11 protein-coding genes are annotated in these 18,053 nt (G+C 42.8%); 6 read left to right on the forward strand and 5 right to left on the reverse strand.

Going from position 1 to position 18,053, the window contains the following annotated elements; genetic code table 11:
- Positions 1–83: 83 nt before the first annotated feature.
- Positions 84–3,032, reverse strand: coding sequence for an excinuclease ABC subunit A (gene uvrA / locus FFF34_019565; GenBank protein ID TSD62170.1), 2,949 nt, complete (start codon positions 3,030–3,032; stop codon positions 84–86).
- 373 nt (positions 3,033–3,405) lie between these two features.
- On the opposite strand from uvrA, the gene FFF34_019570 reads away from it, so the two are divergent.
- The 5 genes from FFF34_019570 (at position 3,406) to FFF34_019590 (ending at position 8,499) form a co-directional block, all read left to right on the forward strand.
- Positions 3,406–3,990 (forward strand): sigma-70 family RNA polymerase sigma factor, encoded by a 585-nt coding sequence (locus FFF34_019570; GenBank protein TSD62159.1) that lies wholly within the window; start codon positions 3,406–3,408, stop codon positions 3,988–3,990.
- A gap of 266 nt (positions 3,991–4,256) precedes the next feature.
- Positions 4,257–4,454 (forward strand): hypothetical protein, encoded by a 198-nt coding sequence (locus tag FFF34_019575; GenBank protein TSD62160.1) that lies wholly within the window; start codon positions 4,257–4,259, stop codon positions 4,452–4,454.
- Positions 4,455–4,669: 215 nt separating this feature from the next.
- Positions 4,670–5,431, forward strand: a complete 762-nt coding sequence (nth, locus tag FFF34_019580) for an endonuclease III (GenBank protein ID TSD62161.1) — start codon at positions 4,670–4,672, stop codon at positions 5,429–5,431.
- A 211-nt stretch (positions 5,432–5,642) separates the two neighbouring features.
- On the forward strand, positions 5,643–6,650 hold the full coding sequence (gene recA, locus FFF34_019585; GenBank protein TSD62162.1) for a recombinase RecA: 1,008 nt from the start codon (positions 5,643–5,645) through the stop codon (positions 6,648–6,650).
- A 244-nt stretch (positions 6,651–6,894) separates the two neighbouring features.
- Positions 6,895–8,499, forward strand: a complete 1,605-nt coding sequence (locus tag FFF34_019590; GenBank protein TSD62163.1) for a hypothetical protein — start codon at positions 6,895–6,897, stop codon at positions 8,497–8,499.
- A gap of 336 nt (positions 8,500–8,835) precedes the next feature.
- Here FFF34_019590 and tsaD read toward each other — a convergent pair whose 3' ends face one another.
- The gene (gene tsaD, locus FFF34_019595) at positions 8,836–9,837 is read right to left on the reverse strand and encodes a tRNA (adenosine(37)-N6)-threonylcarbamoyltransferase complex transferase subunit TsaD (protein TSD62164.1); all 1,002 of its coding nucleotides are present in this window, start codon (positions 9,835–9,837) and stop codon (positions 8,836–8,838) included.
- Between the two features lie 196 nt (positions 9,838–10,033).
- Between tsaD and FFF34_019600 the strand changes: the two genes are divergently transcribed.
- The gene (locus tag FFF34_019600) at positions 10,034–14,473 is read left to right on the forward strand and encodes a translocation/assembly module TamB (protein TSD62165.1); all 4,440 of its coding nucleotides are present in this window, start codon (positions 10,034–10,036) and stop codon (positions 14,471–14,473) included.
- Positions 14,474–14,483: 10 nt separating this feature from the next.
- Here the strand turns inward: FFF34_019600 and FFF34_019605 are convergent, their stop codons facing one another.
- The 3 genes from FFF34_019605 to FFF34_019615 form a co-directional block, all read right to left on the reverse strand.
- Positions 14,484–15,698, reverse strand: a complete 1,215-nt coding sequence (locus FFF34_019605) for a bifunctional 3,4-dihydroxy-2-butanone-4-phosphate synthase/GTP cyclohydrolase II (GenBank protein ID TSD62166.1) — start codon at positions 15,696–15,698, stop codon at positions 14,484–14,486.
- Between the two features lie 87 nt (positions 15,699–15,785).
- Positions 15,786–17,207, reverse strand: coding sequence for a YjgP/YjgQ family permease (locus tag FFF34_019610; GenBank protein ID TSD62167.1), 1,422 nt, complete (start codon positions 17,205–17,207; stop codon positions 15,786–15,788).
- A 105-nt stretch (positions 17,208–17,312) separates the two neighbouring features.
- Entirely contained in the window at positions 17,313–17,693 is a 381-nt protein-coding gene (locus FFF34_019615; protein TSD62168.1) for a hypothetical protein, read from the reverse strand.
- Positions 17,694–18,053 lie beyond the last annotated feature (360 nt).

An 18,053-nucleotide genomic window follows, 5' to 3' on the forward strand; every position in this document is an offset into this window, starting at 1 on the left:
AAAAATAGCGATGTGTTTGAAACCCATCGCTATATAATAAATATAAATACCTAACCTCTAATCTCCCCTCACTACTCACTAACTCAAAACCGCTCTTTTAAAAACTTACCGGTAAAGCTGTCTTTTACTTTGATCAGGTCTTCGGGTATGCCTTCAAATACAACGTTACCGCCGCGGTTACCACCTTCGGGGCCAATATCAATTACCCAGTCGGCGCATTTTATTACATCCATGTTATGCTCTATTACAATAATGGTGTTGCCATGCTCTAACAGCGCGTCGAATGATTTTAGCAGTTTTTTAATATCGGCAAAGTGCAAACCAGTGGTAGGCTCATCAAAAATAAACAAGGTTTTATGTGTGTTGTTACCCTTTACCAGGAACGACGCCAGCTTAATACGCTGTGCCTCGCCGCCCGAAAGCGTGTTTGATGATTGGCCCAACTGCACATAACCCAAGCCTACATCAACCAATGGTTTTATTTTAGCGATTATCTTGGGCTCTTTGGCAAAAAACTCCAATGCCTCGTCAATGGTCAGCTCTAAAACTTCCGATACGTTCTTTTCATTATAGGTAACATCAAGTATATGCTGTTTAAAGCGTTTACCGCCGCAGGCCTCGCAGGTTAAAAATATATCGGCCATAAACTGCATCTCTATCTTCACCTCGCCTTCGCCCTGGCAAACATCGCAGCGGCCACCCTCTACGTTAAACGAGAAGGCCGATGGCTTTAAGCCGGCAGCTTTGGCCACAGGCAGGGCCGCATACAGGTTGCGTATCTCGTCCCAGGCCTTAACATAAGTAACCGGGTTCGATCGTGACGAACGGCCGATGGGGTTTTGGTCCACCAGTTCTACCTGTTCAATTTTGTTGTAATCGCCCTCCAGGCTGTCAAACGCGCCGCTTTGGTCGCCGTTGTAGTTACCTAAGGTTTTTTGCAGGGCGGGTGCCAGCACACGCTTTACCAAACTGGTTTTACCCGAGCCCGATACGCCTGTTACCACGGTAAGCACCCCAAGCGGAAACTTAGCATTTACATGGTTAAGGTTATTTTCTCGGGCGCCTTTTATCTCAATAAAATCGTTCCATTTACGGCGGCTTGCAGGTATGGCAATTTCTTCGCGGCCGCTTAGGTATTTACCGGTAAGGCTGTCATCATCCACGATGATCTGATCGTAAGTACCCGTAAATATAAGGTTACCGCCATGCGTACCGGCTTCGGGGCCAATATCAATAATATGGTCGGCAGCTTTCATTATCTCTTCTTCGTGCTCAACTACTAATACAGTGTTGCCCACATCGCGCAACGACCGTAATACGGTAATAAGGCGTTGAGTATCGCGCGGGTGCAAGCCAATGCTCGGCTCGTCCAACACATATACCGAACCTACCAGGCTACTACCCAGCGAGGTGGCCAGGTTAATACGCTGCGACTCGCCGCCCGATAGCGTGTTTGATAAACGATTAAGCGTTAAATAACTTAAGCCAACATCATTTAAAAAGCTAAGGCGATTGGTTATTTCTAACAGCAGGCGCTTGCCTACCTTAAGGTCGGTTTCGTTTAGTTTAAGGTTGCTGAAAAATTCAAGCGCGCTATCTAAAGGCATCAATACCACATCGGTTATAGACATGCCATCAATTTTTACATACGAGGCATCCTTACGCAAACGGCTGCCCTTACACTCGGGGCAGGTAGTTTTGCCGCGGTAGCGCGATAGCAGCACCCGGTACTGTATCTTATAGGTTTGCTCCTCCATTTCTTTGAAGAAAGCATCCAACCCGCGAAAATATTGGTTACCCGTCCATAACAACAGTTGCTGCCCGGCAGTAAGCTGGTTATACTGGCGGTGAATAGGAAAATCGAACTTAATTGAGCTTTTTACCAGTACATCGTTCCATTCGCGCATCTTCTCGCCTCGCCATGGGGCAATAGCACCCTCGTAAACGCTTTTGCTTTTATCGGGGATAACCAAATCCTCGTCAATGCCAATAACCTTGCCATAGCCCTCGCAACGCTTGCAGGCGCCATATGGGTTGTTAAAGCTAAAAAAGTTTGGTGTAGGCTCTTCAAAGCGGATGTTATCCAGCTCAAAACGGTCGCAAAAAAAGCGCTCCAACTCAGCCCCACCTAAATCCTCCCCAGCAGGGAGGACTTTTAATTCTGAAGCCCTCCCTTCCGGGGAGGGTTGGGGAGGGGCTACATAGCGTACATAACAATCGCCTTTGCCTTCAAAAAAAGCGGTTTGTATACTATCGGCCAGGCGGCTAATGGTTTCGTCTTCTTCGTTTTTAGTGATGCGGTCTATTACAATTCGTACCACCGATGCCACAGGCAATGCCGATTCGGCCGTATCTTCTTTTGCTTTGGTCTTTTTTGTTTTGGCCGGTTCGGCAGTAGCATCAGCCAGCATAGATGTATTGTCAATGCTTTCGTCTTCCAGCAGGCTCTCTATACGCGATACCTGCCCGTTAAACTCCACGCGTACAAAACCCTTTTGCATTAATACCGCCAGTTCTTCTTTTATACTGCGGTTATTATGCGGGTGCAGCGGGCAAAGTATGGTTACCTGGCTATCATCAGGCAGGGCGGTAATAAAATTGATCACATCGGTAACGCTGTCCTTTTTTACGATACCGCCCGATACCGGCGAAATGGTTTTACCAATGCGCGAAAAAAGCAGTTTTAAGTAATCGTATATCTCGGTTGATGTGCCTACGGTAGAGCGCGGATTGCTGGTAATTACCTTTTGCTCGATAGCGATTGCAGGGGCTATACCTTTTATATAGTCTACATCGGGTTTGTTCATGCGGCCCAAAAACTGGCGGGCGTATGACGACAGGCTCTCTACATACCTGCGCTGCCCCTCGGCATACAAGGTATCAAACGCCAGGGACGATTTACCCGAACCCGACATGCCGGTAATAACCACCAGCTTGTTTTTGGGGATGGCCACATCCATGTTTTTCAGGTTGTGTACCCTTGCCCCTTTTATGATAATATGTTTCTGCGGATCTTTTTCTGCTTCTTTGATCATTAGTTATTTAAACTGTCGATGGTGTTCATAGCTGCAGTTCAATTAAACCTTTCGGCTCGGCGTGCAGTCTATTAAAATAAAGGACTCGGTTTGGAAATGCAAAAATCCTAAAATAATTAGCCTTATCCAAATGAGTTTGAGTATTTACAGCAGTTAATGTGTTATTAGTAAAAGAGTTTGCACTGTAGTGACATGGTTTTTACCGATAAAAAATAAAACGTAACATACCCTTCTAAAAAATATTTGTTTTTATTTTTAAGATTATTATATTTGAGGGTAACATTTTCTTAACCCTAAAAAGGATACACTATCGATAGAACTCTACTTTAATAACGCATTAAATCTTAATTTAGTTTATTAGTAGCTTTCTATGGATTTTCAATTGAAAAGTGATCAGGATCTAATCCATCTGTATATCGCCGGCGATGAGGCCGGGCTGGTTGAGTTGATCAGAAGATATCAATCTAAAATTTACACATCTATTTATTTGCTCGTTAAAGACGAAGCCCTTGCCGAAGATATTTTTCAGGATACCTTTATTAAGGTTATTAATACCTTAAAAGCCGGCAAATACAACGAGGAAGGCAAGTTTTTACCATGGGTAACCCGTATTGGCCATAACCTGGTGATAGACCATTTCCGACGCGAAAAACGCGCCCCTATGGTAAGCAACGGCGACGACTTCGACATATTTGAGGTTTTAGGCAATTACGATGAAAGCGCCGAAGACCGCCTGGTGCGCGAGCAAACCCACAAAGACCTTAAATCGCTTATACAGCTTTTACCATCCGAGCAAAAAGAAGTATTGATAATGCGCCACTTTGGCGACATGAGCTTTAAAGAAATTGCCGATGTTACCGATGTAAGCATTAACACCGCCCTGGGCCGTATGCGCTATGCGCTTAACAACCTGCGTAAAATGATGCAAAGCAAAGAATTGAGCTTGAAAAATTAGGTTGATTTGTTAAAGTTGTTGTAAGGTTTTTTAACCGGTTAACACATAATTTGGGCTAATTAGATTTTTATTGAATTTATTTTTGGCCCTTTTTTATGTTTTTGCCACACCAAACAAATGTGTCGTTGAAACACAATGACTTAGCTATCTTTGCATTGTGTGCTAACATGAAAAATAAGTGAAAATAATTTCATTTAAATTTCATGTTGTATGAAATAATCCCAAAAAAGTATCGTTATTTTTATATTAAAAAAATAACATAGCTTATGGGTGAAACCTTTACTTCAAATTTTAATGCGGTCACTAATAAAGCTCGGGTGAAAGAGGCAGAGGTACATGAAAATCTGGAAGCAGACGATATGATATTTTATCACTCGCTGCGTGCTGATTTGGATCTTTTAAAGAAAAAGCCAAAACTGCAAACCATTCATTACATCTTAGATTACTCAAAAAGCCAACGCTAATTAGTACTAAGCAAAAGCACTGGTTCATAGGTTGCCGGTTAGATAGCACATATCTGCCGACTGATCTATGAACCTTTCTATTTTGTAATAGTTCATTGGCTCACCGGTTCATTCGTTCATTGGTGAATAGTTTGATAATTTTGTGGCTCAATGATCCGGCGGAGCAATACCAATGAACAATTGAACTAATGAACTATTGAACCACCCTAATAAAAATGCTAAAAACCGAACGTTACCGCCATTTTGTAGAGTACTTTTCAAAAAACCAGCCCGACGCGGTTACCGAGCTGCATTATAACAACCCCTACCAGTTATTGGTAGCGGTTATACTATCGGCGCAATGCACCGATAAACGCATTAACCAAATAACCCCCGCCCTTTTTGAGCGCTTCCCCGATGCGGCTTCGCTTGCGGCATCAAGTTCTGATGAGATTTTTCCGTACATACGCAGTGTGAGTTACCCTAACAACAAGGCCAAACATTTGGCCGGCATGGGCAAAATGCTGATGGAGGTTTTTAACGGCGAAATACCAAGGGGTATAGATGACCTGCAAAAATTACCCGGCGTTGGCCGCAAAACCGCCAATGTAATAGCCTCGGTGGTATTTGAAACTGCTGCCATAGCGGTTGATACGCATGTATTTAGGGTGGCAAACCGTATTGGCTTAACCACCAATGCCCGCACCCCCCTGGCTGTCGAAAAACAACTGGTTGAGTACCTGCCTAAAGAAACCTTGCACATTGCCCACCATTGGCTGATATTACATGGCAGGTATATTTGCGTTGCCCGTACACCAAAATGCCATATATGCCCCCTAACCTGGTTTTGCAAATACTACCAGCAGCACAATACCGAAACCGCCCTGCTAAAAGCCGAGGCCGCCAAAATAAAAAAGGCCAAAGAAGCCAAAAAGAAAAAGACACTTAACAAGATAAGTAAGGAACTGGCCAAGCGAAGTGTTGATAATAATAATTGATTGCTATTTTAAGGTTAAGTAAATTCAACCATTATAAAGTACTACTGCAAGCAACGGCGTAGCAATCATTAACATACAGGCAGGCGACAGGCTTGTTAATGATTGCCGCGCAGCTTGCGCTAAATAAGCTGCAAAAAACACTAAAATAAATTACTAAAAATATTAGTAATTTAATAAATTATATTTTATATTTGTTTCACAAAAAATTGAGATGAGCAATACAGATAAATTAAAAGCCCTGCAGCTTACCCTGGATAAGCTGGAAAAATCATACGGAAAAGGCACTATCATGAAAATGGGTGACACTGCCATTGAACCTACCGAAGTAATATCAACCGGATCTTTAGGGTTGGATATTGCCTTAGGTGTAGGCGGTTTGCCAAAAGGCAGGGTAATAGAAATATACGGGCCCGAATCATCAGGTAAAACCACGCTGGCCATACACGCCATTGCCGAGTCGCAAAAGAAAGGCGGCATTGCTGCTTTTATTGATGCTGAGCACGCGTTCGATCGTTTTTATGCCAAAAAATTGGGCGTAGATGTAGAGAACCTTTTGATATCTCAGCCGGATAACGGCGAGCAAGCTTTAGAAATTGCCGATAACCTGATCCGCTCAGGTGCTATAGATATTTTAGTTATCGACTCTGTTGCCGCATTGGTACCAAAAGCCGAGATAGAAGGCGAAATGGGCGATTCTAAGATGGGTTTACATGCCCGCTTAATGTCGCAGGCATTGCGTAAACTAACCGGTACCATTAGCAAAACCGGATGCTGCTGCATATTTATTAACCAACTGCGCGATAAAATAGGTGTGATGTTTGGTAACCCCGAGACTACTACCGGTGGTAACGCTTTAAAATTTTATGCTTCGGTACGTTTAGATGTACGCCGTATATCGCAAATTAAAGATACCGACGAAGTATCCGGTAATCGCGTTAAGGTGAAGATAGTTAAAAACAAAGTTGCGCCGCCGTTCCGTATAGCCGAGTTCGACATTATGTTTGGCGAGGGTATATCAAAAGCAGGTGAAATAATTGACCTGGGTGTTGAATACAACATCATTAAAAAGGCGGGATCGTGGTTTAGCTACGGCGAAACCCGCCTTGGCCAGGGCCGCGACGCGGTTAAACAACTAATTTTGGATAACCCCGAATTAGCCGAAGAACTGGAAATAAAAATAAAAGAAACTGTTACCGGCGATAGCTTAGCCGAAGTATAAGTTTTACTCCTATCAAATACAAAAAAGCCTTCCTTAACCGGGGAGGCTTTTTTTGTGCCCTGCATTTGCGGATACTACCATAATATCTTGCAATTATTTACTCAACGCGAACGGGAAGTGGCTGACAGAATGTGGCTTTAAAATGGTACGTACTGGTACGCATAAAAAATACCACTTATCTACTATTTATTTAATCACCTAAATAACAGATATTTACTACTTATAAGCCCTAATAATTATAAACATGAAAAAACCTTTACAAAATTTGGTTATGCTTGTGTGCTTTTTGATACTGCTAATTGCGGTTGTAGTATCGTGCACAAAAGAGGCGGCCACCGTTCCGGACAATGTTGCCATTGCAAGCCCTTTAAAAACACCGGCCCTATCAGCCGTACCCAGCCTTCTCAATCTGCAGCCCAACCGTGGCCGCCCGGGGGATACAATAACTTTAATAGGCGGTAATTTTAGCGCCAAGGCATCGGAAGATGTAGTTAAATTTAATGGCGTTACGGCGGTAGTAATATCGGCCACCACTACGGCCATAAAGGTTATAGCGCCAAAAAGCAGTACCGGCAATGTAACCCTAAAAGTAAAAGCTCAAGAGTCGAAATTGCCGGCAAAATTTACCTACCTGTTGCCATTTACAGCCAAAAGCGTAGCACCGTCATCAGGTAAAGAAGGAGATGTTGTAACTATTACAGGTACAAACTTTAGCACCACTAAGCCAGACAATATTGTAAGGTTTAACGGCGTAATAGCGCCCGTTAATTCTGCCACTACAACGCAGCTAAAGGTTGCTGTGCCAAAAGGTGCAAAAACGGGTAAAGTAACTATTGTTGTGGTAAGCGGAGCCCCTGTAACTGCCGGTACATTTACGGTTGATAATAGTGACAACGGGGATTGGACCGATACAGAATTTACAGCCGCCATGCAGGAACATGTTATTACAGCCACCGCAGGTACAAGTATTATGTGTGCCGGCGCTTTAAAATCTAATTTTCTGTATTACAGCGCCGACGGCAGTAAAGTAGACAATGTATATGCCAAATTACCATTTAAAGATAAGGGTAGCCTGGAAATTCGCTTACTTGCGGCGGACGAAACCACACCCGGTGGCCCTACCTTTTATGTAACCAGCAACCAGGGTATTGCCAAAACACAAAATGGCACTAACTGGACATTGCTATCACCAGGTGGCGTATCGGGTGTTGCAGGCGGCTTTACAGGTATTATAGCCGGCAATAGTGCTATATTTTTATTGGCCAACGCCCGCCTATACGAATCGTATGATGCAGGTAAAACATGGTTATCTACCGCTGCCCCTACAGCAGCCGGCCTTGATTATATGGTAAGTGACCAATATGGCAAATATTGGTATGCTGTTGATGTAAAAAACAACGCGACTGATAAGGTGAAAAAATTATATCGATCAACCGATCATGGTAAAACATGGGCCGCCACAAAAGGTAGCACCGGGCGCTATTTTTATGACAACGGCACCCGCGATTTCTTGCACATATCGGGTTATACCTTGTTCTGCATGTACAATAGTTCTAACTCGTCAGCATCAGGCCAAAAGGTATATAAATCAACCGACCAGGGCGATACCTGGACACTGGTTAGCGCAAATGCACAAAATTTTGTAAAAACCGCTGGCCCTATAGTTTTTTACGGGGGTAAAACCTTAACAACATCAACAGACGGTGGGGTAAATTTTGAACCGGTTAAAATTCCCGCGGGTTACACACTTAGCGGTGCCGATATTGCGGGCGACTATGGTTACATATTTTGCTATAATGGCGCAGGTGTAGGTAAAACCAAAGTATTCCGCCAACAAATAGGCCATTAAATAAATAGCTAAGGCCCCTGGTGCAAACCGGGGGCTTTTTTATTTACCGCCGGTTTTCCAGTACATATAAACTATACAGCCTATCACCATAATAGCCAATACTACCAGGCCGGTTATGCCCTTGCGCTTATCCTGGCGCATTACCCAAACCAAAAAGGCAACTAATGGCAGTACAAAAACCGCCCAAAATATAAGTGAAGGAACATTCATAGTTAATTATTGAATTACGGAGATATTAATTACTGATTTATTGAATTACTGAATTACCGAATTGGTGAAAGGGGAACTAATAGATAGTGGCAATCAATCATTCAATAAATCAACAATTCAACATTATTACATCGGCATACGTGCAAGCGGCGCAATATTTTGCCCTGCAAATTCGCCTTTTAAAAATTTATAGTATCCGGCAATGGCTATCATGGCGGCATTATCGGTGCAATATTCAAACTTAGGTATAAACACATTCCAGCCGTTTTGCTGGCCTAAGCGGGTAAGCCCCTCGCGCAAACCGGTATTGGCCGATACTCCGCCTGCCAACGCTATATCCTTAATACCATATTCGTCAGCGGCGCGCTTTAGCTTGTTAAGCAAAATGGTGGCAATGCGCATTTCTATCGAGGCGCAAATATCGGCCATGTTTTGCTGAATAAAATCGGGGTTGGCTTTAATGTTATCGCGTATAAAATAAAGTATAGATGTTTTTAAGCCGCTAAAGCTAAAATCAAACCCGGGTATCTGCGGCTCGGGGAATTTGTAGGCATTAGGGTTGCCACTGCGGGCGTTTTTATCTATCAAGGGTCCGCCCGGGTAGGGCAAACCTAATATTTTACTGGTTTTATCCATTGCTTCGCCGGCGGCATCATCAAGCGTTTGGCCAATAACCTGCATGTCAAAGTAATTTTTCACCAGTACAATTTGCGTATGCCCGCCCGAAACTGTAAGGCAAATAAAAGGGAACGCCGGTTTATTTGGGCCGATAAAATGAGCCAATATATGGGCCTGCATGTGGTTAATATCAATAAGCGGGATGTTTTTTGCCAGCGCAAAAGCCTTGGCAAACGATACCCCCACTAATAAAGAACCTAAAAGACCAGGCCCGCGCGTAAAAGCTACCGCATCAATATCATTTTTGTTTACTTTTGCGTTAAATAATGCTTGTTGTACAGCAGGGACAATATTCTGCTGATGAACCCTTGAGGCAAGCTCAGGGACAACGCCTCCGTAGGCTTCGTGTATGGTTTGGTTAGCAATAACGTTGCTCAAAATCTCGCCATCAACACAAACTGCTGCGGATGTTTCATCACACGACGATTCGATTCCTAATATTACAGGCACAGTATTAAATTATTGATTAGAAATTATAGACCTATTGAACAGAGAATAAATTGATATCAGCCAAACTATTAAGGCTTTAAAGCGTATAGCGATAAGGTTAATGTCAATAACTCACTAATTCAACAAATCTGTAATATTAATAGGCAAAGTTATTAAAAAACTACTCAAAATAGCGTTAAGCATCGTTCTGATAATTTTGCTGCTCATCAGCGTACTACTTTTGCTGTTTCAGTACAAGCCGGTACAAACATGGGCCGCAAAAAAAGCTACCGCCTATTTATCAAAAGAACTACACACTACTGTTGATGTAAAAAGCCTGTATATACGCCCGTTTTCGGAAGTTGTGCTGGAGGGCTTGTATATATTAGATAAACAGCAAGACACCTTGCTGAGCACCCCAAAACTTACTGTTGAGCTTAGCAATTTTTCTATATTCAACAGCATTAAAAAAAAGAAGATAGATTTTAAGTCGATACAGTTAGATAACGGTTCGTTCTATTTAAAAAAACAAAAAGACAGCACCACCAACCTGCAGTTTGTATTAGACTACTTTAATTCGGGCGATACCACAAAAACCAAAAGCCAGCCCTGGACACTTACCTTTCAAAAAATAACCGTCAATAACTTTCACTTCCGTTACAAAAACAGCCTGCGTACACAGCTGGTTAAGGGCGTAAACTTCGACGATATTGATGTGAGCCACTTTACCACCATAATACGTAATATGGACCTGAAGAACCATTTGTTTAAGGCACGTATCGGCGGCTTAACGCTAAAAGAAAAAAGCGGCTTTTTTGTAAAGAACTTTAATGGCAACACCACCATTGATACCAACCAGATACTGATACAAAACCTTAACATTAAAACGGCTTACTCTGATGTTAAGAATTATTTCAGGATGAAGTTTAAGTCGTTTGATGATTTTGACGATTTTGAAAACAAGGTAAAAATGGATGGTGATTTTAAAAACTCACATCTATCATCAAAAGATATCGCCTATTTTACTACATCGCTTGATAAAAGCACTTTCGAGCTTGGCCTTAACGGCCGCGTAACTGGGCTGGTAAATAATTTAAAAGCCAAAAACCTAACCATAACTGCCGCCCAGGGCACCTTTGTTAAAGGCGATTTTAACCTAACCGGCCTGCCCGATTGGGAAAATACTTTTTTAGAATTAAAATTTGAGCAGATAGCTACCAATAAAAAAGACCTTGATTACCTATATAGCCACTTTACCGGCAAACCCAATGCAAAAGTACCCGATGTTGTTGGCAAGTTTGGCAATATTAACTTTAGCGGCAGGTTTACAGGTTTGCAAAACGATTTTGTGGCCTTTGGTACTTTTAAAACCAAACTTGGCCGCTTTGATCCGGATATTAATTTGAAGATAAATAAGGCGGGCCTGCCCAGCTACAGCGGCAAGGTGGCTACCTCAACCTTTGACCTGGGCACTTTAATTGGTGATAATACCATAGGCCGAACTACCCTATCTGCAAATGTATCGGGCAGCGGCGATGATTTAAATAACCTAAACGTAAAAGGCGATGCCCGTATAGCTTATATTGGTTTTAAAGGTTACAACTACAGTAACCTGATAACCGGCGGCACATTTAAAAACAAAAGAGTAACCGGCAAATTAACGGTTAACGATAAAAATGTGAAGCTTAACCTCATCGGCAGCGTTAACTTAAACCCTAAACTACCGGTATACAATTTTACCGGTAACATTAACAACGCGCGCCTAAACCAGTTAAAGCTGTTAAAAGATACCATTACATTTAATACTACCCTTAATACCAATTTTAGCGGAAATAGCCTCGAAAATTTAGACGGCACTATTTTACTTACACAACTACGAATAGTTAACCCCCGCAATAACTATGTGGTTGATACGGTATCGGTATCGGCGCAGGGCAAGGGTGATAGTCGCACTATAGCCTTAAAATCCGACCTTGCAGACGGCAGTATAAAAGGAAGCTTTGATCTGGCTACCATGCCATCGTACTATAAAACAATTGTTAAAAAATACATCCCATCGTTAAAAACAACTATTGTTGCGCCAAAGCCCCAAAACTTTGATTTTAACCTTACGCTTAAAGATATAAACCCATTTTTAGCCGTGTTTTTACCCGGCCTTAGCATACCCGACCAGGGGACGCTTAACGGCAAGTTTAACTCGGCTACGCAAACAGCCACCTTAAACGGTTACATTAAAACCTTTACCTATAACAAAATTGTGTTTCACGATTTTATTATTGACGAAAGCACCGACGACGATATGCTGGGGCTAAACGTATCCCTAAACCGCGTTGACCTTACAGACAGCCTTTATATTAAAAACATCAACATCACCAACTTCCTGAAAAAGGACAGCTTAAACTTCAACGTTAAATTATCTGATAAGGATGCTGCCAACCAGTTAGACCTTTACGGCCTGGTAGAGTTTGGCCGCGATACAACAGCTAAGCTTTCTATCCTGCCATCAGACGTTATATTAGAACGCGAAAACTGGAAAATACAGGATCAGGTACGCATCAGGTTGCTTGATGGCAAAACCCAGATATCGGGCTTTGAATTATCAAACGGCAAACAAAAGGTACGTATCAACGGCTTTATATCCGACAGACCGGAAGATCAGCTTAAAATAGCTTTCGAAAAATTCAGCATGGCTACCATTAACCAGCTAACCAAAGCATCGGGCGTGTTGCTTAAAGGTAGTTTAAACGGCAATGTTATACTTACCTCTATCACAAAAAAACCGGGCGTTGATGCCAACCTGTCAATCGACTCGCTTACCATGAATAAAACATTGGTGGGCGATGTTTCTATCGTATCAAAACTGGATAACGAGCGCAGCCTGGCCGATGTGAAACTAAATATTACCAACAAAGGCTTAGAGACCATGAACATTGCCGGCATTTATGCCATTGGTAAGGGAACGGATGACAACCTGGACTTTGATGTAAAGATGGACCATACCGAGGCCATTATATTTGAACCTTTTGTAAAAGGCCTGGTAAGTAATTTAAAGGGAACGGTATCGGCCAATTTAAAACTAACAGGCAAACCATCAAACCCCGAACTTAACGGTGACCTGGCCCTGAACAATACCGGGGTTACGGTTGATTATTTAAAAACATCGTACACGGTTGATGACAAGCTCACCGTAAACAAAAGTGTTATTGCCGTTGATAAAATGGTAATGAAGGACTACAAAGGCGGCACCGGCACGGTGGATGGTAAAATTGACCTAACCAACTTATCAAACCCGGATATTAATGTGGTGCTGCAAGCCAATAACTTAATGGCGCTGAATACCACCTTTAAAGACAACCACATTTACTACGGTACGGCTTTTGGCACAGGTACCTTTAGTTTTAATGGCCCTGTTGATAATATGAAGATCGATATAAAGGCTACTACCCAGGCGGGTACGGTGTTTAACATCCCATTAAATACCTCTTCTACCGCATCTGATTACGACTTTATACGCTTTGTTGACCATAATGACACTGCTAAAAAAGAGGCCCCAAAAGTAAAGGCCTTTAATGGTGTTACCCTAAACTTTGATTTAACCGCCGACGAAAAAACGATTGTTAAAATAGCAACTGATTATGGCGTGTTGGAGGGATCGGGGCAAGCTAAAAACTTAAAATTGAACATTAACAGCCTGGGCGATTTTGAAATGTTTGGCGACTTTTTGATAACCAGCGGTAAGTTTGAGTTTACAGCTAAAGACTTTATCAGCAAAAACTTTGTGGTGAACGAGGGCGGTACCATACGATGGACAGGGAACCCTTCTAACGCCGAAATAAACCTTAAGGCACTATATGAGGTGCGTACAGATATTGCGCCGCTATACACCGCCGCAGGCCTGCAGGCGCCGCAACCAAAGCAAGTATTGGTACAGGCCGAACTGATACTAACCAAATCGTTGTTGCAGCCTACTATCGATTTTGATTTTAACTTCCCGGTTGACCCCTCTATTAAGGATGACCTGAACACTTACCTTGCCGATAACAACAACCGAAGCCAGCAGGCCCTTAGTATCATAGTAAGGCGTACGTTTGCATCGGGCACGGGCAGCAACTTAACCAACCAGGTGCTGGGTACCGCTGGCGAGGCGGTAAGCGAGTTTGCCTTTAATAAGTTAAACAGCTTCATATCGCAATCCAATATTAAAAACGTCGATTTGAACATACGCTCATTTAATGATGCCAGCCTTGGTTTCAGATTTTTAAATGACAGGCTTACCATTAACGGTAGCTTATACTCAAACACCGGCACCAGCGACCTTTTTAACAACCGCACCAGTTTGTTAAATACCGATTTTAACAGGCTTACCAAGGATTTTGAGATGCAATACCTGATACGTAAGGATGGTAATTTAACCGCTAAATACTCGTACCGGGCACTAAACAGCACCACGCTAAACAGTATTAACGACCAATTGGGTGTGCAATATGTAAATGGTGTGGGCCTGGTTTACCAGCGCGATTTTGACACCTTCGGCGAATTTATACGCAATATATTCAGGCAAAGCAGGCGAAACAGGGCACCTGTAAACCCATTACCGGTACCAGCCGCAACAAATACCCCGGCAGTTGTACCACCGGATGATGACGAGAATAACTAAGAATCGCTAATTAATGTTCGCGCATAATGGCATGGTCCATTTTATCGCGTTTGGTTTTCAGGTAAGCCTCGTTGTGTGGGTTTGATGCAATTTCGATAGGCAGGTTTTCTACTACCTCAAGCCCGTAGCCAATTAGGCCCGCACGCTTCTTAGGATTATTAGTTAACAAACGCATTTTTGATATACCCAGGCTGCGCAATATTTGCGCGCCAATACCATAATCGCGCTGATCCATTTTAAAGCCAAGCTTAATATTGGCCTCAACTGTATCTAAACCACTCTCCTGCAAATGGTAGGCTTTTAACTTATTTATAAGGCCAATACCCCGGCCCTCCTGGTTCATGTATACTATAACGCCTTTACCCTCTTTGCTGATTATTTCCATGGCTTTATGCAACTGTGGGCCGCAATCGCACCTGCACGATCCGAATATATCGCCGGTAACGCACGAGCTGTGCACGCGTACCAATACAGGCTCATCTGGTGCCCATTCGCCCTTTACAAGGGCTAAATGGTTTTCGCCTGTATCTTTTTGAGTATAGGCTATCATATCAAAATCGCCCCACTCGGTAGGCATCTTTACAGAAACCTCTTTCTGCACCAATGATTCTGTATTCAGGCGGTATGCTATTAGGTCTTTGATAGAAACTATCTTCAGATCAAATTCTTTTGCCATTACCAATAACTCGGGTAAGCGGGCCATATCGCCGTCTTCCTTCATTATTTCGCATATCACGCCGGCGGGTTCAAACCCTGCCAGTACAGATAAGTCAACAGCGGCTTCGGTGTGGCCCGAACGGCGTAACACGCCGCCATCTTTTGCAATAAGTGGGAAGATGTGCCCCGGCCTGCCCAGATCTTCGGGCTTTGTAGCAGGATCAATTAAAGCCAGGGTAGTTTTTGAGCGGTCGGTTGCCGATATACCGGTAGTACAACCATTACCCAACAAATCAACCGAAACAGTAAAATTAGTTTCGTGCGATGTGGTGTTATTGGTAACCATGGGCGCAAGCTCCAATTCGTGTGCGCGTTGCAGCGTAATTGGGGCACAAACCAACCCACGGCCGTAGCGTACCATAAAATTAATGGTCTCGGGCGTGGCATTACGGGCGGCAGTTAAAAAATCGCCTTCATTTTCGCGGTCTTCATCATCAACAACAATAATGGTTTTGCCTGCTTTTATGGCTTCTATAGCTTCGGGTATGGTATTAAGCATCCTGTTTATTTTAATAATGGCCTATGCAGGGTATACACATAAGCGCTTAACAAATTTAAAGTATAAATTAATGTTAATGGTCGGTAATTTGTAAAACTATACAGGCTTAGCCGCCTTACGAAAACGTAGTTTTTTAAAGAAACGTTTATACAATTCCATATCAAACAAAACCGAATCGGTAGCGGCCTTATACGACAGGAAAATCCCTATCGGGAACAGCACCGCAATAGCTATCCACGAGCCTATTAATGGCGACAAGCTCCCCTCCTTGGCCGATTTTTCGCCAATGGTACCGATGATATAATAGATCAAAAAGAAAATTACCGATACTACCACAGGCAGCCCCAAACCACCTTTACGTATAATAGCCCCCAAGGGTGCACCAATTAAGAACAGCACAATACAGGCCGCGCCCATTGTAAACTTTTTTTGGTACTCCAATATATACCTGCGTATGCTTTTAGTGGTTTCTTTATAGGTATTGCTGCGGCTTTTTAACATCTCCTGCACCTGATGCACCTCGCTTGCTGCTGTGTTAATGGCATTAAGCTTTTCATTCAGGGTTTTTAACTTTACCGAGTCGGCCGGCAGGGCTTTAAATTTTGATTTTTCGGCAGTATAAAAGTATTTGATGTAGGGCTTTATCAGGTTATAATTTGCCGCTACGGTACTATCTACGTTTTTACCTGTCGAATCTACATAATGTTTGATCTGCCGCAGATTCATCATCATCGATGCATTCCTAAACTCATTTTCATCGGTTCGCTTCATCTTAAAGTCCGACAGGTCAAACTTCTGCTCCGTTTCTTTAAACCTGGTGCGTATCAGTTGCTGGCGCTGGTTGTAGTTATTGGCATCGGGCTTTTCTTCGTAGCTCACGCCATCGTATAACTTCAATATTAAAAACAAGTCGTCTTTTGAACGGTACATGAGGCCCGATTTTGCAAACGTAACCGTTTGGTTTATTTGCAGCTGCCCCTCGCGCCTGTATATCATTATACCGTGTAGCGTTTGGCCGTCGGGGTCTTTCCTTTTTACCCTTATAGAATAACCGGGAAAACGGTTGCTAAAAACATTCTCGGGCAGCAGATCGGCCGAGCCTTGCTTACGGGCATCGTATAATAGCGAATAATATTTAAGGTTAGCTACCGGCAGCATGTAATCTGAGAAGAGGAACGCAGCCACACTTAATATGCTTACTACAACCATCATAGGGTACATGGCGCGGCGCAACGATATACCGGCCGATTTAATGGCTACCAGTTCGTAATTCTCGCCCAGGCTGCCATAGGTCATGATGGATGATAGCAGCACGGATAGTGGTAGTGCCATAGCTACGTTTGTAGCCGAATTGTACATCATCAACTCTAATATAATGTACCACTTAAAGCCTTTACCTATTAAATCGTCGATGTATTTAAACAGAAAAAGCATCAGCAATACAAACATCACTATAAATAAGGTAACTATAAAAGGCCTTATAAATGACTTTAGTAACAGCAAATGTATTTTCTTCATTCGGGGCAGTTCGGTATTTTACGAAATGAAACGCCTGGGCGCACGATAAATTGTTTTACCGGCGGCAGGTATTCAGCATGCAAAAATAGGGAAATTTAAACTCCGTTAAGCGCCTAATGTGCTTATCAGGTAATCGATCTGGTTATCCCATATCAGCTTACGCTCGGCAATGGTTTCTTCGGTTGCAAAATCGGTTATGCTTAAAGCCACATCATTGGTTAACTCGTCTTGTATGATCTCCATTTCAAAATAGCATTGCGGCTCATCATCCATCCATTTAAACCTAACCAGTTTATTTTCTTTAATAGCAACAAGTTTTGCATTTTGCTTTTCATCGTCCCAGGTAAAGGTGTATATCTGGTCGCGCACGCTAACATCATCAGCAAACCATTGAGTTAAACCGTTGGCTTCGTTTAAGAAAGTATACAGTATCCGTGGGGAGGATTTTATTTCGTACTCAATAGTAAATTTCTTTTTCTCGGACATAGGGGTTTTAATCGTTAGCAACCATTAGGTGTAAAAGTTAACATTTTTTCTAAAGGAAACGAATTTCTGCTATATTTGCAAACCTTTTTCGGGAACCGTATAAATATATCCGAAACAAGGCAGAACAGACACGGCGGGGTAGCTCAGCTAATTAGAGCGTAGGATTCATATCCGTTAGCCAACGGACGGCAGTCCTTAAAATGATTGTTCTAAATAAAATACGGCGGGGTAGCTCAGATGGTTAGAGCGTAGGATTCATATCCGTTAGCCAACGGACGGCAGTCCTTAAATGGTTGTTCTAAATTAAAATACGGCGGGGTAGCTCAGATGGTTAGAGCGTAGGATTCATAACCCTAAGGT

The organism is Inquilinus sp. KBS0705 (assembly GCA_005938025.2).
Taxonomy (GTDB): domain Bacteria; phylum Bacteroidota; class Bacteroidia; order Sphingobacteriales; family Sphingobacteriaceae; genus Mucilaginibacter.

Coding starts and splice junctions, on each gene's coding strand:
- FFF34_019570 (TSD62159.1), top strand. CDS start 3,406: ATGGATTTTCAATTGAAAAGTGATCAGGATCTAATCCATCTGTATATC.
- FFF34_019575 (TSD62160.1), top strand. CDS start 4,257: ATGGGTGAAACCTTTACTTCAAATTTTAATGCGGTCACTAATAAAGCT.
- nth (TSD62161.1), top strand. CDS start 4,670: ATGCTAAAAACCGAACGTTACCGCCATTTTGTAGAGTACTTTTCAAAA.
- recA (TSD62162.1), top strand. CDS start 5,643: ATGAGCAATACAGATAAATTAAAAGCCCTGCAGCTTACCCTGGATAAG.
- FFF34_019590 (TSD62163.1), top strand. CDS start 6,895: ATGAAAAAACCTTTACAAAATTTGGTTATGCTTGTGTGCTTTTTGATA.
- FFF34_019610 (TSD62167.1), bottom strand. CDS start 17,207: ATGAAGAAAATACATTTGCTGTTACTAAAGTCATTTATAAGGCCTTTT.
- FFF34_019615 (TSD62168.1), bottom strand. CDS start 17,693: ATGTCCGAGAAAAAGAAATTTACTATTGAGTACGAAATAAAATCCTCC.